Origin of the sequence: Armatimonas rosea, from assembly GCF_014202505.1 — a bacterium.
Classification (GTDB): domain Bacteria; phylum Armatimonadota; class Armatimonadia; order Armatimonadales; family Armatimonadaceae; genus Armatimonas; species Armatimonas rosea.
In genome coordinates this window covers 47,092-68,090 of record NZ_JACHGW010000001.1, presented here as the reverse complement: position 1 = coordinate 68,090, position 20,999 = coordinate 47,092, and the positions used below count along the sequence as shown (strand labels likewise).

General features: G+C 61.0%; 18 protein-coding genes and 1 pseudogene. 6 read left to right on the top strand and 13 right to left on the bottom strand.

Going from position 1 to position 20,999, the window contains the following annotated elements; translation table 11 throughout:
- Positions 1-67: 67 nt before the first annotated feature.
- On the bottom strand, positions 68-1,327 hold the full coding sequence (locus HNQ39_RS00290) for an exonuclease subunit SbcD (protein ID WP_184191764.1): 1,260 nt from the start codon (positions 1,325-1,327) through the stop codon (positions 68-70).
- A gap of 34 nt (positions 1,328-1,361) precedes the next feature.
- Between HNQ39_RS00290 and HNQ39_RS00285 the strand changes: the two genes are divergently transcribed.
- The gene (locus HNQ39_RS00285) at positions 1,362-2,222 is read left to right on the top strand and encodes a sugar phosphate isomerase/epimerase family protein (RefSeq protein WP_184191762.1); all 861 of its coding nucleotides are present in this window, start codon (positions 1,362-1,364) and stop codon (positions 2,220-2,222) included.
- Here the strand turns inward: HNQ39_RS00285 and HNQ39_RS00280 are convergent.
- Both HNQ39_RS00280 and HNQ39_RS00275 read right to left on the bottom strand, forming a co-directional pair.
- Positions 2,173-2,532 carry a hypothetical protein gene (locus HNQ39_RS00280; RefSeq protein ID WP_184191760.1) on the bottom strand — a complete coding sequence of 120 codons (360 nt, stop codon included), beginning with the start codon at positions 2,530-2,532 and terminating at the stop codon, positions 2,173-2,175. The two genes, HNQ39_RS00285 and HNQ39_RS00280, sit on opposite strands and share 50 nt — an antisense overlap.
- Positions 2,533-2,615: 83 nt before the next feature.
- The gene (locus HNQ39_RS00275) at positions 2,616-3,539 is read right to left on the bottom strand and encodes an L-threonylcarbamoyladenylate synthase (protein WP_184191758.1); all 924 of its coding nucleotides are present in this window, start codon (positions 3,537-3,539) and stop codon (positions 2,616-2,618) included.
- A gap of 183 nt (positions 3,540-3,722) precedes the next feature.
- Here HNQ39_RS00275 and acs point away from each other — a divergent pair, with 183 nt between their 5' ends.
- Complete coding sequence (gene acs, locus HNQ39_RS00270; RefSeq protein WP_184191756.1) at positions 3,723-5,690, top strand: acetate--CoA ligase; 1,968 nt, start codon at positions 3,723-3,725, stop codon at positions 5,688-5,690.
- Positions 5,691-6,037: 347 nt separating this feature from the next.
- Here acs and HNQ39_RS00265 read toward each other — a convergent pair whose 3' ends face one another.
- Complete coding sequence (locus tag HNQ39_RS00265; RefSeq protein ID WP_184191754.1) at positions 6,038-9,301, bottom strand: S41 family peptidase; 3,264 nt, start codon at positions 9,299-9,301, stop codon at positions 6,038-6,040.
- Between the two features lie 66 nt (positions 9,302-9,367).
- Between HNQ39_RS00265 and HNQ39_RS00260 the strand changes: the two genes are divergently transcribed.
- Positions 9,368-9,979, top strand: a complete 612-nt coding sequence (locus HNQ39_RS00260; RefSeq protein WP_184191753.1) for a hypothetical protein — start codon at positions 9,368-9,370, stop codon at positions 9,977-9,979.
- On the opposite strand, the gene HNQ39_RS00255 is transcribed toward HNQ39_RS00260, so the two are convergent.
- Positions 9,976-10,893 carry an amino acid--[acyl-carrier-protein] ligase gene (locus HNQ39_RS00255; protein WP_184191751.1) on the bottom strand — a complete coding sequence of 306 codons (918 nt, stop codon included), beginning with the start codon at positions 10,891-10,893 and terminating at the stop codon, positions 9,976-9,978. The two genes, HNQ39_RS00260 and HNQ39_RS00255, sit on opposite strands and share 4 nt — an antisense overlap.
- 101 nt (positions 10,894-10,994) lie before the next feature.
- On the opposite strand from HNQ39_RS00255, the gene HNQ39_RS00250 reads away from it, so the two are divergent.
- Genes HNQ39_RS00250 through queG form a run of 3 tightly spaced genes read left to right on the top strand, consistent with a single transcriptional unit; the run spans position 10,995 to position 13,394 of the window.
- Entirely contained in the window at positions 10,995-11,798 is an 804-nt protein-coding gene (locus HNQ39_RS00250; protein ID WP_184191749.1) for a phytanoyl-CoA dioxygenase family protein, read from the top strand.
- The gene (locus HNQ39_RS00245; protein ID WP_184191747.1) at positions 11,795-12,229 is read left to right on the top strand and encodes a protein tyrosine phosphatase family protein; all 435 of its coding nucleotides are present in this window, start codon (positions 11,795-11,797) and stop codon (positions 12,227-12,229) included. The genes HNQ39_RS00250 and HNQ39_RS00245 overlap by 4 nt, the downstream gene beginning before the upstream one ends.
- Positions 12,213-13,394: a tRNA epoxyqueuosine(34) reductase QueG gene (queG, locus tag HNQ39_RS00240; RefSeq protein WP_184191746.1), complete on the top strand. Its 1,182-nt coding sequence runs from the start codon at positions 12,213-12,215 to the stop codon at positions 13,392-13,394. The genes HNQ39_RS00245 and queG overlap by 17 nt, the downstream gene beginning before the upstream one ends.
- Here queG and HNQ39_RS00235 read toward each other — a convergent pair.
- From HNQ39_RS00235 to HNQ39_RS00205, 8 genes and pseudogenes are all read right to left on the bottom strand, one after another.
- The gene (locus HNQ39_RS00235; RefSeq protein ID WP_184191745.1) at positions 13,369-14,235 is read right to left on the bottom strand and encodes a transglutaminase domain-containing protein; all 867 of its coding nucleotides are present in this window, start codon (positions 14,233-14,235) and stop codon (positions 13,369-13,371) included. The genes queG and HNQ39_RS00235 overlap by 26 nt on opposite strands.
- Before the next feature lie 160 nt (positions 14,236-14,395).
- Positions 14,396-15,370, bottom strand: coding sequence for an alpha-E domain-containing protein (locus HNQ39_RS00230; RefSeq protein ID WP_184191743.1), 975 nt, complete (start codon positions 15,368-15,370; stop codon positions 14,396-14,398).
- Positions 15,363-16,871, bottom strand: coding sequence for a circularly permuted type 2 ATP-grasp protein (locus tag HNQ39_RS00225; protein ID WP_184191740.1), 1,509 nt, complete (start codon positions 16,869-16,871; stop codon positions 15,363-15,365). Before HNQ39_RS00225 ends, HNQ39_RS00230 begins: the two co-directional genes overlap by 8 nt.
- Before the next feature lie 127 nt (positions 16,872-16,998).
- A complete protein-coding gene (locus HNQ39_RS00220) occupies positions 16,999-18,018 on the bottom strand; it encodes a Gfo/Idh/MocA family protein (RefSeq protein ID WP_184191737.1) in 1,020 nt (339 codons plus the stop codon).
- Positions 18,019-18,062: 44 nt separating this feature from the next.
- Positions 18,063-18,488, bottom strand: coding sequence for a hypothetical protein (locus HNQ39_RS00215; protein ID WP_184191734.1), 426 nt, complete (start codon positions 18,486-18,488; stop codon positions 18,063-18,065).
- A complete protein-coding gene (locus tag HNQ39_RS00210) occupies positions 18,485-18,955 on the bottom strand; it encodes a hypothetical protein (protein WP_246385260.1) in 471 nt (156 codons plus the stop codon). Before HNQ39_RS00210 ends, HNQ39_RS00215 begins: the two co-directional genes overlap by 4 nt.
- A gap of 117 nt (positions 18,956-19,072) precedes the next feature.
- Positions 19,073-19,129: pseudogene (locus HNQ39_RS30445) on the bottom strand (prepilin-type N-terminal cleavage/methylation domain-containing protein); the annotation flags it as partial.
- A gap of 421 nt (positions 19,130-19,550) precedes the next feature.
- Positions 19,551-20,834, bottom strand: coding sequence for a hypothetical protein (locus HNQ39_RS00205; protein WP_184191728.1), 1,284 nt, complete (start codon positions 20,832-20,834; stop codon positions 19,551-19,553).
- Positions 20,835-20,999 lie beyond the last annotated feature (165 nt).

Genomic DNA, 20,999 nt, shown 5'->3' with positions numbered 1-20,999 from the left:
AAGGGGGGAGAGGGAGGGGGTTTTCGAAGCCCCTTGCCTTTAGGTGAGGGGTTGGGGAGAGGTATTCTCACGCTAGTGCCTCCTGTCGGAGGTCGTCCATCAGGCGGCGGGCGGCGGCCATGAAGTCCTCGCGCAGGGGGGCGAGGTCGGGGCGGCGGGTGTCTAGGTAGAGCGTCAGCGCCTGCTCGGGGGTGAGCTGCTCGGTGAGGCCCTCGGCGCGGGTGGTGAGGGTCTGGCCGGGGAGGTCGCGGGAGATGGCGACCACGCTATGCGCCTCGGAGAGGGCTTTTCGTAGCTCTTCCTCACGCACCAGCGGCGCTTTCTCCCGGGGGACCTTGTAGCTCAGCTTCACCACGGCGTCTTTGAGCGGGCGCTTGGCCAGCTCGGCAAGAATCTTCTCCGTGGGCTCGTCGGCATCGGTGGCGTCGATCGCGATCTCCAGAAACGTGCGGACATCGACATCGACATAGCGAAACTCAGCGTTTTGTTTGGAGATATCGGCTAGGACGATCCCCTTGTTTTCGTCTTTTTCGCCGAAATCGAGCCGGTCGATCGAGCCGCAGTAGACCACGGGCGGCTGGCGGCGGCTGTTGCAGTCCTGGCGCTTGTGGATATGGCCGAGAGCGACATAGTCGAACTGGGGCAGGGCGAGCGCGCTCACGGGCACCTGCGGCTCGGCGGCGTTGAGCAAGACCCCCTGCACCCCGACCCGTGCATCGGCGACCGTGAAGTGCGCGGTGAGCAGGGCGATGTGCTCGGGGTGCTCGGCGGCTTGGTGCGCCAGGCTCGCAATGTACTCAATGTACTTATCGCGGATGAGCTGAGCGATCTCCTCGACCGTCTTGTTCTTGGTCTCGTCCTGGGTGAGCACGCGGGCGCGGGGAAGATAGGGCATCCCCCCGACCAGCACCTCACCGCGCCGTGTCTGGATCGGGATCAGCTCCGGTCTGGAGAGAATCTGCACGCCTGCACCGCCGAGAACGTCGTAGATCTCGAGCGCGTGGGCGCGGCCGCGGGTGTTGGGGATATCGTGGTTGCCCACCAGCATGACCACGGGGACACCGGCATCGGTCAGGCGGCGCAGGCTCGCGGCAAAGAGCTTCTGGTGGGTCTGGCTGGGGTCGCGCGCCTTGTAGGCATCGCCCGCAAAGATCGCCAGGTCAATGTCTGCCTCCAGCGCGAGGGAGATGCCCTGATCCAGCGAGTTTTTAAAATCTTCCAGGCGCGTGTTGAGGCCGGTCTCGGGGTTGAACTTGCCGTGGGTCTCGACACCCAGGTGGACATCGGCGAAGTGAAGCAAACGAATTTTCTCTGCGGGGTGGGGCACGTCGCAATTATACCGGCTACGATAAAATGCGCCCATGACTGCACAAAAATTTGCGATCTGCAACGAGACCTTTGCGCCGCTGGGAGCCACCGACCCCTGGAGCTGGGAGCGCACCTGCGCGTTTCTCTCTCAGACAGGCTACGACGGTGTCGAGCTGGCCCCCTTTACCTTTGCCCCCGATGTTCGTGAGATCTCCGTGGCGCAACGCAACGAGATAAAGCGTGTCGCAAGTGACCACGGCCTTGAGATCGTCGGGGCGCACTGGCTCTTGGTCTCCCCGCCGGGCCTGCACCTGCACACGACAGACACTGCGCTTCGTCAGAAGACTCTGGACTACTTAAAAGCCTTGGTCGAGTTTGCCGGCGATGTGGGCGCTCCGGTGCTCGTGCTGGGCTCGCCCAAGGCAAGGACGATCGAGAACGGCGACGAAACCGGGGCGTGGCAGCGAATGTGCGAGACACTGGCGGGGCTCACAGAGACTCTGACCGCGTGCAACGCCGTGCTCTGCCCGGAGGCGCTTCCCCGGCCCGAGGCGGACTTTCTACTCACCCAGTCCGATGCCTGGCGCATGGTCGAGGAGATAAACCATCCCGCCATTCGGATGATGCTGGATGTCAAGAGCATGTGCTCCGAGGGGCCCGATGCCCCCGCCGCGCTCTGCCGCCAGTTTGGTGCGCGCACGGTCCATGTCCACGCCAACGATGCCAACCGCCGCGGTCCCGGCTTCGGCGAGATAGACTTTGTGCCCATCGCCGCCGCGCTGAAAGAGGTCCACTTTGCAGGCTATGTCTCGGTCGAGGTCTTCGACTACAGCCCCGACCCGGAGACCATCGCGCGGGAGAGCCTCACGTACCTGAAGGCGTGCTGGGAAAGAGACGACGAAGGGCCTCGGTGATCATGATGGGGCTCAGTGAGTTTTGCTTGACCAGAAAGAAGCGGTGCTCGATCCCGTGGGGGCAGGGCTCCGACGAGAGTAGGGTGAGCTCGTAGCCGCTGGCGAAGTAGGCCCGCAGCTCCTGTGGAGTGAGGGAGTAGAGCCCCTCGACCGGCTGATGCAGCTCGATCACACTCAGCACCAAGAGCGAGCCACAGGGAGTCTGGGCGTCTAAGGCCCGGAGCCAGGCGAGGCGCTCACGGAGCGAGAGGGTATTGAGCGCGCTCACGTCGGCGTGCGGGGTGTCGAGGGAGGTTGTGGTCAGAGTCATGATGCTCCCATCTTAGGCCCCGTGCGTAAAGCCCCAGTGAATGTCGCGTAAAAAAAACGTGAAAAATCAGCGAGCGTTCTAAATTATTCGTGACGGGGTGTCGCGGCCCGCCGTAGGCGGTCCCGAATCGCGTCCCACTCGGGGCTGTCTGGGACAACCGGGAGCACGATACGTGCGACATGGGGGTCGCTGTCGAGCCTCCGTAGCTCGACATAGAGCGCCTGGGCCGCGGCTTCGGGTGTGGCAGGGAGCGTCAGCCACGCATCGCCTTCCACTTGTGTGTACTTCTCGCCGAAGCCTAGCACCAGAGTGGGCTTCTTAGGCGCATAGTGCCGCAGCATCTGTCCCGGCGAGCGTGCAACGTCCCCCTTCGCGGAGCCGGAGGGGGTCACGAGCGGTGCGAGTGGGGGGAGGCACATCCCCGGCCGTAGGACCCGCGGCGGCTCGCACGTGACATCTAAGACCGTGCTCTCGATCCCCACATCGCAGGCACCGCCATCGAGGATCAGCAGGTCGTCCACGAACGCCCCGAGTGAGTCCGCGACATGCTGGGCACGCGTCGGGGAGATTTCCTCACTGCGATTAGCCGAGGGCGCGGCGACCGGAACCCCCGCGAGGCGCAGGAGCTCAAGCGCGACCGGGTGACTCGGGATGCGGATACCGACCGTCGGGCCGCCTGCGGTGACACTATCCGGGACGTGGTTGGCTCGCTCCAGCACCAGGGTGAGCGGCCCCGGCCAGTGCGCGGCGGCCAGCTCGTCGGCGAGGGCGGGCCAGGTCTTGACCAATGTTTTCGCCTGCGCGACACTCGCCACATGGACGATCAGTGGGTTGGTCGCCGGGCGCCCCTTGGCGGTGTAGATCTTGGCCACCGCCACCGCATCGAGCGCGTTGGCCCCAAGCCCGTAGACTGTCTCCGTGGGAAACGCGACCAGCTCCCCGGCCCGCAGGCGCTCGGCGGCCTCGGCGAGCGCGGCGGGTTCGGGGAGAGCGATTCGGGCGGACATGCCCTTATTTTATCGTGCCAGGGCCTGAAAGTCCCCGGCTTGGCCGCTCCGTTCGTTCCTCACTCCGCGAAGCGGCCCGAGGCCGCGTAGAAAGATTTGGTGTGGGCTCGGCCCACTTCGCGCTTGCGCGGCTTTAGGCGGGGACTTTCAGGCCCTGCCGACATGGGCTATACTCTAAGCGTTATGAGCAATGAAAGCGTGATGGGTTCCTCGCTGGGCGGGGACCGTGTTTTTCCTCCGTCGCCGGAGTTTGTCGCCCAGGCCAATGTCGCCGATGCCGCCATCTACCAGACGGCCGCCGCTGACCCCGAGGCCTACTGGGCGGAGTGGGCAAAGAAGCTGGACTGGATCGAGCCCTGGACCGAGGTCTGTCAGTGGAACCCGCCCCATGCCAAGTGGTTTGTGGGGGGCAAGCTCAATGTGAGCGCCAACTGCGTCGACCGGCACCTCAAGACCGCGCGGCGCAATAAAGCGGCGATTATCTTCGAGGGCGAGCCCGGCGACTCCCGCGTCTTGACCTACCAGGACCTGTGGCGCGAGGTCAATAAGTTCGCGGGCGTCCTGACCAATCTTGGCGTGACCAAGGGCGATCGCGTGACCATCTACCTGCCGATGATCCCGGAGGCCGCGATTGCGATGCTCGCCTGCACCCGAATCGGGGCGATCCATAGCGTGGTCTTTGGGGGCTTCTCCGCCGATAGCCTACGCGAGCGCATCAACGACAGCAAGTCCAAGGTCGTGGTGACTAGCAGTGGCAGCTGGCGACGCGGCAATATCGTCCGGCTAAAAGACACCACCGACGCCGCCCTCGACGGCGGCGCGTGTCCGACCATCGAGAATGTGGTCGTGCTGAGCCGCGCGATCGACCCGACCATGGTGCGCATGGTGGAGGGCCGCGACCACTGGTGGCACCGCCTAGAAGAGTCCGCGCCGCGCCTCACCGAGCCGGTGGCGGTGGACAGCGAGGACGGCCTCTTTATTCTCTACACGTCGGGCTCCACGGGAAAGCCCAAGGGAATCTACCACACGACTGGCGGCTACCTGACCCAGGCCAACGCGACTTTCCAGTGGACCTTTGATATCAAAGACACTGATATCTTCTGGTGCACCGCCGATGTGGGCTGGGTGACCGGTCACAGCTACGTGGTCTACGGTCCCCTCGCCGCCGGTGCGACTGTCCTGATGTACGAGGGCGCCCCGGACTGGCCCGCCCGCGACCGCTTCTGGGCGACTATCGAGAAGTACGGCGTCAGTGTCTTCTACACCGCCCCCACCGCGATCCGCTCGTTCATGAAGTGGGGGACAGAGCATCTGGAGAAGCACGATCTCTCCAGCCTGCGCCTGCTGGGCTCGGTCGGAGAGCCGATCAACCCCGAGGCCTGGCTCTGGTACCACGAGAATGTCGGCCACAAAAACTGCCCGATTGTCGATACCTGGTGGCAGACCGAGACCGGGGCGCACATGATCACGCCGCTCCCTGGCATTGTCGCCACCAAGCCCGGTAGCGCCACCCGCCCCTTCCCCGGTATCACCCTCGCCGTGGTCGATGAAGAGGGCAACCCCACCCCCGCCGGGAAAGATGGCCTGCTGGTGATCCAGAAACCGTGGCCGTCGATGCTACGGACTCTCTGGGGCGACGACGAGCGCTACAAGAATGTGTACTGGAGCAAGTTCGGGGAGAAGAACCTGTACTTCGCCGGCGACGGTGCCCGCCAGGACGAAGACGGCTACCTCTGGCTCTTAGGGCGTGTCGATGACATCATGCTGGTGGCGGGCCACAATATCAGCACGATGGAGGTCGAGTCCGCCCTGGTCGATCACCACGCGGTCGCGGAGGCTGCCGTGATTGGCCGCACCGATGCGATCAAGGGCCAGGCGATCTGCGCCTTCGTGACCGTAAAAGAGGGCCAGACCGCCGATGAGGCGCTGATCAAGGTGCTCAAGGCGCATGTGGGTGTCAAGCTCGGCCCCATCTGCCGCCCCGATGATATCCTCTTCACCGCGGAGCTCCCCAAGACCCGCAGTGGCAAGATCATGCGCCGCCTCCTACGAGACATCGCCGAAGGACGGGCGCTGGGCGACACCACCACCCTCGCCGACCCAAGTGTTGTCTCCGGCCTCAAGGACAAGTACGAGCAGAGCGAAGGGTAGGGCAGCTCCCCCGCCGCTTCGCGCCATCTCCCTGCCGCTGAGACGGCTTCCCTCTTCCCTGTGTCGCTCGTGCCTCGCTAGGAAGAGGGACTCAGCATTAAGAATCAAAACGCCGAGTTTTAAACAAAAACTCGGCGTTAAGAATTAAATCTCTGTTCCTAGGGCTAAAACTGCCAGAGATAATTTATTTTCTGGAGAAAAGATTCTAGGGTCGGATTTTTAGATTAAAGCTCAGTTTTTTGATTTAAAAGGTCTCCCCTCTAAGCCTTTTTCATGAAAAGTCCCTCTTCCCGCGACGAAGGAGCAAATCGGGGAAGAGGGAAGCCGTCTCAGCGGCAGGGAGATGGCTATCTTCTTTTCGGAAACGATTTATCCGGGTACGGTGGCACCTTGATCTTGGGAACCGGGTTCTTCGCCAGCTCCTTGAGCAAGTGCTGGATCGCCGCGTCGAGCTGGGCGTCTTTGCCGTCGTAGGTGGCGCGGGGGAGGTTGTCCACCACGATATCCGGCTCGACTCCGTGGCCCTCGATCAGCCAGTTGCCCTCGGGGCCGAAGACACCAAACTCGGCGGCGGTGGCGATTCCCCGGTCCACGAGGGTATTGGACGATGTCAGCCAGACCTCGCCGCCCCAGGTGCGGGTGCCGATCACTTTTCCGAGCCCAAGCCGCTTGAAGCCCTCTGCGAAGGCCTCGCCATCGGAGGCCGTGCTCTCGTCGCAGAGCACCACGACCTTGCCGCGGAAGGCGTACTGCATGTTCCAGGTCGGCGCGCCCACGGGAGCCTTCCAGAACATCCAGGCCTTGCGTGCCAGCTTCTCCAGGATCCAGCTATCGATATTGCCGCCGTTGTTGTGCCGCACATCGATAATCAGGCCGTCGCGGTTGAAGACCGGGTAGAACTCCCGCTCCCACTGCGCGATATCGCCGCTACCCATCGCCCGGAGGTGGACATAGCCCAGCTTGCCCGGCGCGGCTTTCTCCACGGCCTGGCGGCGGGTAAACTCCCAGTCGCTGTAGCGCAGGTCCCACTCCTGGCCGCCGGAGATCGCCGTCACAATCACATCGCGCGCCTTGCTGGAGTCGCCGCCGGGGAAGAGCTTTAGCCGGACCTGCTTATTTGTCTGGGCGCGCAAGAGCTGCGCGGGATCGTCGAGTGAGAGTGTCGGCACCCCGTTGATCTGTGCGATCACATCGCCCTCGCTCGCCTCCACACCGGGCTTGAGGAGCGGGCCGAGCTTCTCGGGCATGTCCGGGTCGGTGCGCCAGAGGCGGGTGATGCGCCAGCCGCCCTTGGCCTCGTCCTTCTCCCACTCCGCGCCGAGGGTTGCCACCCCGACACTATCCGTCCCGCCGCGCTGGTCGCCGCCATAGACAAATGTGTGCAAGACCGAGAGCTCGCCCATCAGCTGCGCCAGCACATCCGAGAGATCGGCGCGGCAGGCGATCCGTGCGGCGAGCGGGCGGTACTTCTCGCGCAGAGCGGGCCAGTCCACGTTGTGTAGCTTGGGATCGTAGAAGTAGTCCCGGTGGAGCCGCCATGCCTCGTCGTACATCTGCTTCCACTCCTCTTTGGGATCGAGGGAGAAGCTCCAGCGGTCCAGGAGCGAGACCCGGCTACGGGCGGGGTCGGGGCCACCGCTGGCATCGAAGACCAGGTAGGCGTTGTTCTGTCCCACCAGGAGCTTCTTGCTATCGGCGCTCAGCTCGTAGCTCCCGATCCCCGTGACCAGCGTGTCGAGCTTGATGTCCTCGCTGCGGATCACGATTGCCATCAGGTGGGTGCCGCTATCGGTGTTGGCGGTCAAGAAGAGCTTCTTACCATCGGTCTTGAGGTTTCCGTAGCTGCCTGCGGGTACGGGGACCAGGCTTAGGCGCGTGGCGATTCCCTCCGTCACGATCGCGGGCAGGCCCGGCTCGGGCTTCTTCTCGTCGGGCTTTTTTTCCTCGGGCTTCTTCTCTTCTGCCTTTTTCTCGGCATCCAGCTCGTTCTCGGGCAGGAAGGGCGAGCGGTTTCCCGGCTGGAGGCTGAGGGCAAATACCTGAGTCTGGTTCTCAAAGAAGGGCTCGGGCTGGCGCGGTCCCCACGGCGAGCCGACCTTGGAGTTGAACGAGCGGTCGGAGAGGAAGTAGAGAAACTTGCCATCGGGGGAGAACGCCGGGTCGGAGCAGTCGTAGCGGTCCGTGGTCAGCTCGGTGGTCTTGCCGGTCTTGATATCGTAGAGGCGCAGCTGGCTGAAGCTATTGGCGCAGGGGAAGCTAAAGGCGATATAGCGGCTGTCCGGGGAGAAGGTCACACTGCCGATGCCGCCATCGTCGCTCGTGGCGATCACCTTCGTGGTCTTGGCCGTGGCATCGTAGAGGTGGAGCCGGTTGAACTTATCGGTGTGGGCGATCCACTTGCCATCGGGCGAGGGGGTCGTGTCCCAGCGCAGCACCTGGCCGTCTTTGGTGAGCTGCTCCCGTGGCGCGGTGACCTCGCCCGTGGGAGGCAGTTTCCAGAGCTCGACCTCGCCGGACTCATCCGAGAGCGCGACCAGCCCCTTGCCATCGGGGAGGAAGCGCGCCTCGCGGTAGCGGACACCGGGCTTGCGGGTCGCCTCGACAATGCGGCCTGTCTTGCCCGTGGGCACCACAAAGACCTGGCCGCGCGCGGTCAGCACGAGCTTATCGCCGCTGGGGGAGAGGTGCGCGGCGGTCACCCAGTCCAGCGGCCGGGTGATCCAGCGCTCGCGTAGCTGGTCAAAGTCCGAGCTGAGGGTGATGCCGAGCTTGGTCGAGGTGCCCGTGGCGGCATCGGCGACATAGAGATCGGCACCGTGCTGGTAGATCAGCTTCCCCGTGGTGGTGTCGAGCTGGGGGTTCTGGACATCGAAGCCCGTCTCATGGGTGACCTGCTTGACACTCTTCCCATTGGTGTCCATGCTCCAGACATTCATGATGCCATCGCGGTCCGAGAGGAAGTAGACACGGTCTTTCCAGACCATCGGGTTGCGGCTGGTCCCCTTGAAGTCCGCGGTCAGCGCGACCGCCTCCGTGGCACCGGGCGCGAGCTTCCAGAGGTTCTGCGCCGTGCCGCCCTGGTAGCGCTTGGTCTGGCTGCCCTGGAAGTCAAAGCGCGTGAAGAAGAGATTGCCCACGTCGTCGTAGACACCGTCGCTGGCCTGGGCGAGCGGGATGCGGGTGCGCTGCTTGGTATTGGGATCGAGCGCGACCAGCTGCGTGCTGGGCAGCGACGAGTGCTTGCCCGTGGCGTAGAGAATCTTGCCGTCTTTGGTCCACCCCGCCACGGTGCCGCCCGCGCCAAAGGTCAGCCGGGTCGGCTCACCGCCTGTGCTGGGCATGACATAGACCTCGTCGGGGCCCTCGTACGACGCCGAGAACGCCACCCACTTCCCGTCGGGCGAGAGGGCAGGATTGCTCTCCTCGCTGGGGTGCGTCGTGAGCCGGGTCGCCCCCCCACCCCCCACCGCGACCCGCCACAGATCGCCCTCCGCCGCAAAGACCACGGTCTCGCCGCGCAGGCTAGGGGTTCGGAAGTAGCCACGCGGGGCCGCCTGCATGGGCTGGGAGAGCGCTAGAGTCGCCAGAAAGAAGGGAGCGGGGATTATCATGCGGAAAATATACCCAATCTTGCCTTGATGGTGAAGATCACCCCAAGAAAGAGACTCCTAGTGGCTATGAACCGAAGAAAACTTCTCGCACTGACCGGGCTGATGCTCCTGCCGCAAACCAGCCGCGCCCAGAAGACACCTGCGCTTAAAGTCGACTTGGTGCTGGCCGATGCGCCGATTCGCACCGCCTTGGAGCTGGTGATGCGGGGCTTTGGGAAGAATAGCTATGTCATCGACAACAATGTCGCTGGCTTGCTGACCGCCCGCTCCGCCCAGCTCCCCTTCGACGAGCTCCTCAAGAGCCTGAGCAAGAAAGCCATCCGCCCGTTCCAGTGGACACAGGCCAATGGGGTGGTGATTATCAAGCCCCAGCCGGACTCGCCAGTGCCTTCCCTGGACGACCTTATAACACGGCTCCAGCAGGCAAAGCTGCCGGTTGTGGAGGGGATTCCGTGCCGGATGGCGGGGGCTCTCTTCCAGGGCTCCACCGCGCTGGCGATCCTGGAGGTAGGCACCCCACCCGACTCCGACGTGCAGATTGTCACCGAGGGCAGGCAGATAGAGGTCTTGGGCGCACGGTATCAAGTCAGCAAGATCACCCCCACGGAGCTGGCTCTGGTGGGAGCGGAGAAAACCCTGCGGGTGCCCCTTGCCCCCCTCCTGACGCCCAAGTGCTAGGCGAGCCCGAGGTGCTCACGGAGGGCGGTGGGCCACTTGCTGAGCTGGAGCCCGTGCTGGGCGAGGAGCGCCAAGACAATGCGCTCCATGCCAAAGCCAATGCAGGTTGTGTGGGCCGCCGCGCCATCGGGGGTGCGGATATCAAACAGGTGCCCGAAGTGGTCTTTGTGGTAGTTCGACGACATCACCGCGGTCGGGCGCGTGTCGGAGACAATCGGGATCAGTAGCTCGAACTTGAGGGTTTGGGCCGCCATGAGCCGCTCGCCCGCGCCAAAGAACGGGTCGTCGGCCGGCGCGACCGTGGCAGAGAGGCCAAGACGGGCGAGAAACGCTTGGGCACGCTCGATCCAGGAGTCGCGGAAGCCCAGCGCCTGCTCTGGGGTGCCCGCGTGAACAAACTCCCGCATCCGAAAGGCACGCATCCGCATGGGGTTCAGCGACGGCTCGTGGCGGTAGCACCAGTTCTCGATATCGGTGGTCTTGCCCGCCTGTGGGAGAGTTCCCGTGAGGTAGGGATAGACATAGTAGCAGGCCGCCGGAGCCAGCACGACATCGGAGAGCTCGAGGTGGGGGAGTAGGTCCGCGCCCGAGTCCACCGCGCTGAGGAGCGCCTCGTGCTCGGTCGTGCCGCCGGTGAAGCAGCACATGCAGCCCAGCAGGTTGGGAAACGACTGGAAGTAGCCGCACTTCTCGACAATGCTCCGTGGCAAGACCGGCGGGCAGCGCAAAATCTGCGTGCTCTCCGTGCGGCCGTAGCGGGTGATGGCGCGCTCCAAGCCCTCCATGAGCTGGGTAAAGGCCGAGCCACGGGCATAGATGCCAGGCAGGTTGGTAGGGAGCAGGAGGCGCGCGGCAAGGAGGCGGTCCAGATAGGCCTCTTCGGCGGTAGCGGTATAGGGAGTCGGAGCACTCATGGGGCAGATTCCTTGCTAATCATCACTGATGTAAATATTTCAAGGGCAAAAACCATACCAAACGTGAAAAACGCGTAAACAGGGGCAGGTAGAATAGGGTCATGAAACTAACCGATTCGGAGAAGACGAAGGGGGCACTCTCCGGGGAGCGTCTGCAGGAGGCGGTGCAGACCTTCAACGATGTAGGCTACGTAGTGATTGAAGACGCCTACGACTTGGCATTTCTCGAGACCGTCCGCGTGGCCTACGAGGTCGAGCTGGAGCGCTTTATCGCGGGCAAAGGCGGGCTTGCGGCGCTGGAGGGCAAGACCTTTGGTAAGAACCATATCGGGTTTTTCCCCCCACTGAACCTCCCGGTCGCCGACTCGCAGCTGGCCGCGCAGCCGATTGCGGTGCAGGTGATGAAGGCGCTCCTGGGCGATGACCTGCAGTGTGCCTTCTTTCATACCAACACGGCGCTCCCTGGCTCGGGGATCCAGCCGGTCCACCGTGATACAGGGCACCTGATGGGAGTCCCACACCCGGTCGCCACACTGGTGCTAAATATTCCGCTCTGCGACTTCACGGTCGCCAATGGAGCGACCGAGGTCTGGCCGGGGACGCACCTCACGCTCGGCCCGGTGGACGATGCCCGGGCGGCGGCGTTTCCCTCCACCCGCACGGAGGTGCCGGTCGGGAGCTTCATCCTGCGGGACATGCGGATGTGGCACCGCGGCATGCCCAACGATGCCGACTACCCCCGGACGATGTACGCGATTGTCTACGAGCGGGGCTTTCTGCGCACACCGACGATCACCGTCCCCAAGACCACCTGGGAGTCGTGGAGCGAGGACGCGCGGCATATCTTCCGGCACAACCAGGTGGTCGACGACGAGGCGCACTCGCCGCGGGTCTGGGGCTCATGAGCCTCCACACGATCCGGGACTTCCTCTGGCTCGACGAGAACCTTGGCACATCGGGGCTGGTGCGCCCCGAGCAGCTGGAGCTGGTCGCCGCCGAGGGCTTTGCGTGCGTGATAAACCTCCTCCCCGATGAGTCCGATGCCTGGTTCCCCGAGGAGCCGGAGCGGGTCGCTACGCTGGGGATGGAGTTTGTGCGGATTCCCGTGCTCTGGCGCAGCCCGACGCGGGAGAACCTCGACGCGTTCTGCGCCGCGATGGACGCGCGCCAGGGCCAGAAGCTCTTTGTCCACTGCGCTGCCAACATGCGGGCATCCGCGTTTCTCTACCTCTGGCGCCTGCGCAACGGCTTTGATCCGACCGAGGCCCTCGACGACCTACACGATATCTGGCACCCCGACGGGGTCTGGGCGGAGTTTATTGAAGCAAACCGATAATCCGGCCGATGAGAACGGCCGGACTGGAGAGCGCCGCGCTAACCGGGGGGACACTCCGCTCACTGAGACCGTCCGTGAGTACGCGCTGACGCTCTTTGACGCAGTCGGCTTTACCACGCCCGCCGCGCCCGGTCATGCGGCCTTTGTCGATGCCTGGCTGGAGGCGGGCTACCACGGCGAGATGAGCTACCTCAAGACCCGCAAGCGCCTGCGCGGCGGCCCGCTCAACTCGCAGAAGCTCCTGGGAAAAGCCCGCAGTGTGATCGTGGTCGCCCAGAGCTACGATTTTGGCCCCCTAACCCCCGCCGAGCGGGGGGAGTATAAGGAATCGGATTCCTCTTTGTCCCCCCGTTCCACGGGGGTTAGGGGGCAAGCGGGGGCAGGGGGGGGACAAGGCCAGATCGCGCGCTATGCCCGCGGCGCGGACTACCACCAGGTGATGTGGGAGAAGCTCAACACGCTGCGCGACTGGCTGGCGGAGGAGTTTCCGGGGACGGTCAGCCGGGGCTATACGGACTCCGGGCCGATCCGCGAGCGGGAGCTGGCGGCGCGGGCGGGCTTGGGCTGGCAGGGCAAGCACACAAACCTGATCTCGCTCAAGCTGGGGAATTTTTTCTTCTTAGGCGCACTCCTGACCTCGCTGAAGCTAGAGCCCGACCCGCCGTTTGACAAGCACCACTGCGGCACCTGCACGCGCTGTATCGCCGCCTGCCCCACGGGCGCGATTGTCGCTCCCATGACCCTGGATGCCCGCCGCTGCATCTCGTATCTCACCATCGAGCTCCACGGCAGCATCCCCGAGGAGCTGCGGCCGCTCATGGGGGACCATATCTTCGGCTGCGACGACTGCCTCGCGGCGTGTCCCTGGAACGACAAGGCCCAGGCGGCAAGCGAGCAAAAGCTCTACGGCGGCGAGGGGCGTGTGGACTTGGTCGCGCTACTGGCTCTCCTCGCCACCGACGAGGCCTTTGAGGCGCGCTTTGCCGGAAGCCCGATCCTGCGTACGGGGCGCACGGGGCTGCGGCGCAATGTCTGTGTGGCGTTGGGAAATGTCGGGAGCCCCGAGGCGATTCCCGCGCTGGAAACCGTCGCCCAGACCGATCCCTCCGAGATGGTGCGCGAGCACGCCCACTGGGCGCTTACTCGTCTATGCGTTCGACCGTGACCACGACATCGAGCTTGCTGGCGGGAGGGCCTTGGTAGAGCCCGCGGACCGGAGCGACATCGCTGTAGTCCCGGCCGGTGTGGGTGCGGATGTAGGCATCGTTGACCACCATATCATTCGTGGGGTCGAAACCGTGCCAGCTGCCATCGGGGAGGAGGCACTCCACCCAGGCGTGGGTCGCATCGTTGCTGACAAGCCCATTGTGGCCCGTGTAGAGGTAGCCGCTGACATAGCGCGCCGGGATTCCCTGGCTCCGACAGACCGCCAGCATTACCTGGGCAAAGTCCTGGCAGACCCCACGGCGGTAGATAAAGATCTCCTCGATCTTCGTGTGGACATGGGTGCTGCCCGGCTCGTAGCGGAACTCCCGGTGGAGCAGCTTGGTCAGCGCGACCAGAAAGGCCGCCGTGCTACAGCTCAGCACCTCCTGCCGCGCCGACGCCGCGATCTGCTCGCACTCCAGCTGGATATAGCGGTGGTTGGGGACACGCTCCGTGGGGTCGAGGTACTCACAGAAATTATTGTAGAGGCTCGGCTGGAGATAGAATGGGCTATCGTCGGTGATGAGATCCAGGTGCGAGAAGGGGTTGTTCTTGCAGCTCTCCACCTCAGACTCCGCGACTATCCGCAGGCTATGGTGGGGCAAGCGGTGGCTGAAGTGGTGGACCGCGCCACCCGGTAGCTCGTAGCTGAAGAGGCGTGCCTCCGGTTCGACCCGTAGCTCGAAGCGGCGGCAGGTCTGCCAGAGGTCGCTCAAAGGCTTCAAGCGTAGCTCGTTGTGGCTGTTACGCACCAGACCGGGATAGCGGTATTCGGTGCTATGACAAATGCGATAGATCACGATAATGTTTCGCGCCCGTTTTGTATCGCCCCCGTTGTAGGGGGGCGTCAACGAGCCTACGGCTAGGAAGGCCTTCGGCCATAGGGAGCTCTCCGCGAGTTGTATGGCCGAAGGCCTTTGCGGCGGAACGCCCGTTGACGCTCCCCTACAACGGGGGCGATCACTGATACGAGAGATACGTTTTGGTGATACTACCGCCAATTTCCGTACAGCGCTTCTGAACACTCTGGAGGTACTCGTGCAAGCCCCCCACAATGATCTCATCGGCGCGGGCGTAGTTGAGCTCAGCGCGGAGTCGTCCGACCAGCCGCTCGGGGTCGCACGTGGCAGGGCTGCTGGGCGAGGTCCCGCTCACACGCCGTAGCGCCTCCTCGGTCTGGCCGATACTGTAGCGCACCGATGCCGGGAAGATCGGGTTGAGCACCAGAAAGTCCACGACCCCCGCCGGGTGAATCCCCTCACGGTGGGTCTTGCGGTACATCTCAAAGGCACTCACCGAGCGCAGGACCGCGATCCAGCCATGGATATCCGCCGGCCCACCGACGCCCAGGCCACCGATCTCGGGCTTTCCCGCCCGGGTGGCGGGAAGGAGATCGTGGTACTTGACATCTAAAAGCCGGACGGTCTGGTCGGCGCGCTCCAGGAAGGTGCCGACACGGAGCCAGTCGCGGGTCTCGTTGAGCAGCTGGGTCCGGTAGGTGATCCCATGGAAGAGATGCGCCGCGTTCTTGATCTTGGTGAAGAAGGCATGCGGAGTCCCAGCGAGCGCCTTATCGACATCCCACTCCTTCAGCTCCAGGTAGATCATGTTCAGGCACTCCCAGATCTCCGAGGCCACCATCTCCCGGATCGAGCGGGCGTTCTCACGGGCGTAGGTGAGGGCGGAGACAATCGAGCCGGGGTTGTCCGTGTCGAAGACAAAGTACTGGATGGCGGTGCGCTCATTGAGCTGGTCGTGGCGCTTGCGAAAGTCTGCGGCGCAGTCGGCGATCGCGAGGACGGACTCCCACTCCAGCATGCCAGGAACCCCTTCGAGAGTGGCGTGGTAGTGCACGTCCAGCATGCGCGCCGTGGCCTCGGCGCGCTCGACATAGCGCCCGATCCAGAAACACGAGTCGGCCTCTCGGCTAAGCATTGCGGCTCTCCTTTCCAAGCACCCAGGTATCTTTACTTCCGCCGCCCTGCGACGAGTTCACGACATACGAGCCTTTTCTCAGCGCGACACGGGTGAGTCCGCCGGGGACAATGGTCACGCGCAGGTCCCGGTCACAGAGGGCGAAGGGGCGCAGGTCGATATGGCGGCCCTCAAAGTGCCCTGGCTCCACGAAGGCGGGGGCGCGGGAGAGATGAATCAGCGGCTGGGCGATATAGTTGCGCGGGTTGGCTTTCACCAGCTCAGCAAAGACCTCGCGCTCTGAGAGGCTGGCCTGCGGCCCCATGAGCATCCCATAGCCCCCGGACTCGTTGGCCGCCTTGACCACGAGCTTGTCTAAGTTGTCCAGGATGTACTCACGGTGCTTGTCCTCAAAGGCGGGATAGGTCTCGACATTGGGCAGGATTACCTCCTGGTCTAGATAGTACTTGATAATCTCTGGCACATACGCATAGATCACTTTATCGTCGGCGACCCCCGTCCCAATCGAGTTGGCGAGCGCCACATTGCCCGCGCGGTAGGCATTGACCAGGCCCGCCACCCCCAGCTGCGAGTCCGGGCGGAAGATCAGCGGGTCCAGAAAGTCATCGTCCACGCGCCGGTAGATCACATCGACCCGCTTGAGGCCGTGGGTGGTCTTCATGGAGACAATGTTCTCCTCGACAATCAAGTCCCGGCCCTCGACCAGAGGAATCCCCAGCTGCTGCGCCAGATACGAGTGCTCGTAGTAGGCGCTGTTGTAGACCCCCGGTGTCAGGAGCACGACCGTGGGATCGTCGCTGCGGTGTGCGGGAGCGAGGGCGCGCAGGTTGTGGAGCAGGTGCGACGTGTAGTCGGCGATGGGGCGGACGCCCATGTCCTGGAAGAGCTGGGGCATCACGCGCGCCAGGATGGCACGGTTCTCCAGCATGTACGAGACACCCGATGGCGTGCGGAGGTTGTCTTCCAGGACATAGAACTTGCCGTCGGTGTCGCGGATCAGGTCGGTGCCGCAGATATGGACATAGACCCCGCCGGGGGGATCGGCCCCCATGAACTCGCGGCGAAAGTGAACCGCTCCCATCACCAAGGCGCGCGGAACGACCCCATCTTTGAGGATCTTCTGCTCGTGGTAGATATCCCAGAGAAAGAGATTGAGCGCTGTGAGCCGCTGGGTGAGGCCCTTCTCAATGGTCTCCCACTCGCCGGCGGTGAGGACACGGGGGACGAGATCAAAGGGAAACGCCCGCTCGACCCCACCCTCGGCACCATAGACATTGAACGTGATTCCCTGCTGCATCATCAGGGTCTCGGCGAGGCGCGCACGCTGGGCAAACTCGGTGGGGCTCATCGCATCCAGGTGCTCCGCGAGCGCGCGGGAGTGCGCACGCGGCTTGCCCGAGGGGAGCATCAGCTCATCGTAAAAGATACCCGGCTCATAGGTTTCCAAAAGCGACACGTTCACAGCCCACTTTCCGACGCAATAGCGAATTTTGGGCCACATTGACCACTCTGGTGCTAATTTAGCCGCTCACTGTTTCCAGCGTGTTTCCAGTCTCCCCCCCCCGGTTGGAGCGGGGGGGCTGGCGAGCGTCGCAGGCTCTCCTGTCCGGCCGTTCTCATCGGCCGGACTACGCGTACTTGGCCGGCACCGCGCGGCCTTTCTGGGCGCTCTGGACGGCCAGGTCGAGGATATGCACGGGGCGGCGTGCCCACTGTGGGGTGATGATCAGCTCCTCTTTTCCCTCGAGTGCCGCCGCGATATTGTTGTAGAACTTCTGTCCCTCGCTCGGGGCGTTCTTGCCCTCGCGGATCGTCAGCTCCGTGCCCTCGTGTTTGCGGATGATAAAGCGGTCGAAGTGCATGATATAGGTGCCCTTCGTCCCCGTGATCTCCAGGACACCACGCTCGTTCTTCGGGTGGCTATCGAGGTGCGAGACATTGAGCGAGAGCCAGCGGCCGTCCTTGAAGCGTGCCGTCAGCTGCGCCTCGTCCTCGTTGGTATCGTCGCCGTAGGGAAGCGAGTCTTGCCAGAAGCCGCTCTTGGCGTAGCCGCTCACCTCAACCAGCTCGGAGGGCTGGAGGATCTGGAGGGCGTACTCGAGAAGATGCACGCCCCAGTCGTAGAGGATCCCGCCGGAGATGCTCCGCTGGGTGCGCCACCACTCCCGAGGCTGGCCCCAGCCGCCCATGTGCGCCTCGATCTTATAGACCTCCCCGATCTCGCCGCTACCAATCAGCTCCATCGCCTTGAGGATATGCCCGTCCCAGTGGCGGTTGTGGTAGGTCGAGAGCAAGACCCCTTGCTTCTCGGACTCCGCGATCAGCCGGTCGCACTGGGCGGTCGTGATGGTCATGGGCTTCTCGATCACCACGGCGCGCCCGGCCTTCAAGCACTGGAGCGCCAGCGGAGCGTGCGCCACGTGCGGCGTGATGACCGTCACCAGGTCCACATCGGTCTTGCTCAGGAGCGACGCCACCCGGGTGTAGGTCTTGATCCCCGGAAAGTCCTGCCGCGCGGCCTTGAGCCGCTCTTTGTCCAGATCGCACACGGCGGTGGGGACCATCCCCGCCCGCTCCATCTCTCGTAGGTGATGCCGGCCCATGTTAAACGCAGCCCCATAGCCGATCACCGCAACTTTCTTTGCCATGCGAAGATTATGCACTCCCAAGCTCGTCTACGCTAGCCCTTGCCTCATTTTTCTAGTTCTGCATACTTTTTCCCCCACTGGAAGAGTGCTGCATTCAGCAGGATGCTAATGACTGGTAGGGAGGCTTTCCAGAAGAAATCGAAGGATTGTCCCGGCATAATCATTCGGATCCCTAAGCTAATCTGATACGCTGTGAGAAGAGAAGATAAGCATAAAGAGATCATCCATACTTTTTTTAGTTTATTACTGATAATTGTTGTGATGATCAAGAAGGATACACTAAAAGCCATCTCAATCCACATCCATAACATATTAAGCATTTTTCCAAACAATGAAGCGACTATGAATGGTATGTAGTATGCAGCTAATGCTGCCGCTATAGTAATAAGGGAGAAACGACTGAGCTTCGAAAGCTGCAATAAAGAATCTTTAAAATCTGTTTGCTGGACATCTAGTTTTTGGTGCATCATTTTGGAGTCACCCCTTTCGGGTTGTTATGTGGATCGGAGACAAACAAAAGGTTCCAGGTCATAAGATACGAGCCTTCTCCGTGGGTTTGTACGGGTGATGTAGAAGCGGAGCCATCCAGGCGGACGCGGATCACCCGTGTGGGCATACGGCAATCTGAGAAGTCTGGTGAGCAGTTTTTCGGATCGATCCCTTTTCCCGTAAAGGGCTTTACCCGCTGGTCTGCGTAAAAGATGCTGAGGAGTAGTGTGGGGTTCTGGTTGCCCAGTGTTCGATACCAGTCCCAGCCCTCTTCTGTGTCAAAAGGGGCCACTCCACCCGCGTAGGCATAGGAGCCAATCAGAGGGTCTCGCGAGTAGTCTGAGCAGGACTGACGCCAGTTATCTTCTAAGTCGCAGGTGGGCGAGCTCTTAAGGACACTGCGAGCAATCGCGAGGCTGGGAAGGCTATCGGTACTATAGTCTTCCATGTACATGCGTAGAGACATTCCACACTGGCGAATATTCGACAGAGAGCTCGTCTGCCGAGCAGATCGTCGTGCTTGAGTAAAAACCGGAAATAGTATACTGGAAAGTACACTAATGATAGAAATAACAATCAACAACTCGATAAGAGTAAATGCTTGATATTTTTTTAGAGACATGTGCGTGGCCTTTATAATTTATAAAGAAACCCCATCTACTCATTTATAAGTAGATGGGGATATCTACCCCTAGATTAGTAGGACTGCTGGCAGCTCATATTCGGGCAATGAGGCGCGCCATCAAGGTTGTTGCAGCAGCCTCCATTGAAGGTCGCGCTACAGGTATAGTTTTTTGCAGAGACCAGGTTGTTGGAGGGATCGTAGCAGCACTCCCACGATGCGTTCCAAGTAATTCCTTTATTGGGGCTAATAACGTTACAGTACTGTGCGTAGCATCCCGTACCACCCGTTGCTCCCGCTTCAAGACAGTGGATCGCAGTGGCTGTTCCAGCGAACGCAATATTGGAGCTACTAAACCATAGTCCCGTGCAGGCAAGCGTTGCGAGAAGACCGGTAAGGGAGAGTCGAATCTTATTTGTTTTCATTGGTTTTCTTTCGTAAGAGAGGAGGTGTTTGAGCTAAGAAGAGTTGCTCGAAGCTGTTGCAGAAGCGTGTCTCGCTCTGCTCCAGGGCTCGGCCACCCGTTATACTGGAATGTGATGACACCTCTTTCATCAACTACCAGCAGCATAGGCGTTGGGAAACTTAATCCTGCGCCATTAAAACAGTTTTCAGATTCTAAGGTATTGCAGATTGGAACTTTTCTCCAAGATACTCCAATTTTTGTTAGGTCTTTAGATGCTATATCGCATGAACTGCATCCTTTTTGGCTGACTAGTATAAGCGTTCTTGCCGGGACTTGACTCTTGTAAGAGATGTCAGACCATTTGCGTCCAATAATATTGGGAACATTTTCCTCACCTGGCTCAAGCTTGACTGTCCCGTTTAAAACAAGACCTTGCCGGATAAAAAGTAGAGATAGCCAGATGATAGAAATGGTTTTTAGACTATTGGGTGTTTTGATACAGATGACTTTCCCTGAGTTGATGGCTTTTAAAGATGCAGCTGAGTATAGGATTGAAGCTACTGTCATGAGCATACAACCAAAACATAGCTTAGGTTCAATCAAAAGAAGAACTGACTGGATGATAGGAAATATTCTCGACGCGAGTAGGCATATTATATAACTCCAACGAGGGAAGTTTTTTCCTGAGGAGAAGATACATGCGCTAAAGATTGTATAGAGTAATCCAAAAACAGGTACTAGGGATAAGATTACATTGTTTGTTCCTGAATGGCAAGAGATACATTTTCCTAAAACGGCACTTAATCCGAATAAGCAGAAGAAAACAGCATATCCTACTGATTTGTAGATCTCATCGGTATACAAGATGCCTAGGCCTACGAATAGAACAACGAGAATAATTGCCACTCGTCCTTTTGTAAAGGGGGACTCCTTTAGTAGGGCCGATTTTACGGATTGTTTGACTGCAGAAACGCCTGATACAATAGTTGTATTGTTATTATTTGTCCATACTAGTGTAGGACTGGAAATTTTATCTAATCCTGTCAGCTGTCTGACTTTTTTACCAGCACCTGGCTGGCTTAGGTCTACAGAATATGTTCCGAAAGCTTGGACGATGCCTTGTGCGAGAGTTGAGTGTGATTCACTTTTTCCGTAATAAAATAGTGTTGCTTTTTTAATTGCGAGTATGGATTCTGATTGTTTTTCTGTGAGAGTATGAAACGAAAATAATCCAGATAAAAATATTGTTATGAAATATAGTATACTGTTTACTGTTTTTTTATATTCTTTATTTTTCATATTTTTCGATCTCATGACGGTGTGAGGTTTTATTCATCTTTGGAGATTTTCCTAGGGCGTTTGTCATGACGAGAGTATAGGCAGATTGGATTACAGAAAGCTTACAAGTCCAAGGCCTCGTTTTGAGAAGGAATTACAAAGCTAGGTGTCTTATCTACGTAAGCA

What these genes read in the sequence shown, in the direction of transcription:
- HNQ39_RS00280 (WP_184191760.1), bottom strand. Translation starts at nt 2,532, where the DNA reads ATGACTCTGACCACAACCTCCCTCGACACCCCGCACGCCGACGTGAGC.
- HNQ39_RS00275 (WP_184191758.1), bottom strand. Translation starts at nt 3,539, where the DNA reads ATGTCCGCCCGAATCGCTCTCCCCGAACCCGCCGCGCTCGCCGAGGCC.
- HNQ39_RS00215 (WP_184191734.1), bottom strand. Translation starts at nt 18,488, where the DNA reads ATGATGCACCAAAAACTAGATGTCCAGCAAACAGATTTTAAAGATTCT.
- HNQ39_RS00205 (WP_184191728.1), bottom strand. Translation starts at nt 20,834, where the DNA reads ATGAAAAATAAAGAATATAAAAAAACAGTAAACAGTATACTATATTTC.
- HNQ39_RS00220 (WP_184191737.1), bottom strand. Translation starts at nt 18,018, where the DNA reads ATGGCAAAGAAAGTTGCGGTGATCGGCTATGGGGCTGCGTTTAACATG.
- HNQ39_RS00245 (WP_184191747.1), top strand. Translation starts at nt 11,795, where the DNA reads ATGAGCCTCCACACGATCCGGGACTTCCTCTGGCTCGACGAGAACCTT.
- HNQ39_RS00255 (WP_184191751.1), bottom strand. Translation starts at nt 10,893, where the DNA reads ATGAGTGCTCCGACTCCCTATACCGCTACCGCCGAAGAGGCCTATCTG.
- HNQ39_RS00285 (WP_184191762.1), top strand. Translation starts at nt 1,362, where the DNA reads ATGACTGCACAAAAATTTGCGATCTGCAACGAGACCTTTGCGCCGCTG.
- HNQ39_RS00230 (WP_184191743.1), bottom strand. Translation starts at nt 15,370, where the DNA reads ATGCTTAGCCGAGAGGCCGACTCGTGTTTCTGGATCGGGCGCTATGTC.
- HNQ39_RS00265 (WP_184191754.1), bottom strand. Translation starts at nt 9,301, where the DNA reads ATGATAATCCCCGCTCCCTTCTTTCTGGCGACTCTAGCGCTCTCCCAG.
- HNQ39_RS00210 (WP_246385260.1), bottom strand. Translation starts at nt 18,955, where the DNA reads ATGGAAGACTATAGTACCGATAGCCTTCCCAGCCTCGCGATTGCTCGC.
- acs (WP_184191756.1), top strand. Translation starts at nt 3,723, where the DNA reads ATGAGCAATGAAAGCGTGATGGGTTCCTCGCTGGGCGGGGACCGTGTT.
- HNQ39_RS00250 (WP_184191749.1), top strand. Translation starts at nt 10,995, where the DNA reads ATGAAACTAACCGATTCGGAGAAGACGAAGGGGGCACTCTCCGGGGAG.
- HNQ39_RS00260 (WP_184191753.1), top strand. Translation starts at nt 9,368, where the DNA reads ATGAACCGAAGAAAACTTCTCGCACTGACCGGGCTGATGCTCCTGCCG.
- HNQ39_RS00225 (WP_184191740.1), bottom strand. Translation starts at nt 16,871, where the DNA reads ATGTGGCCCAAAATTCGCTATTGCGTCGGAAAGTGGGCTGTGAACGTG.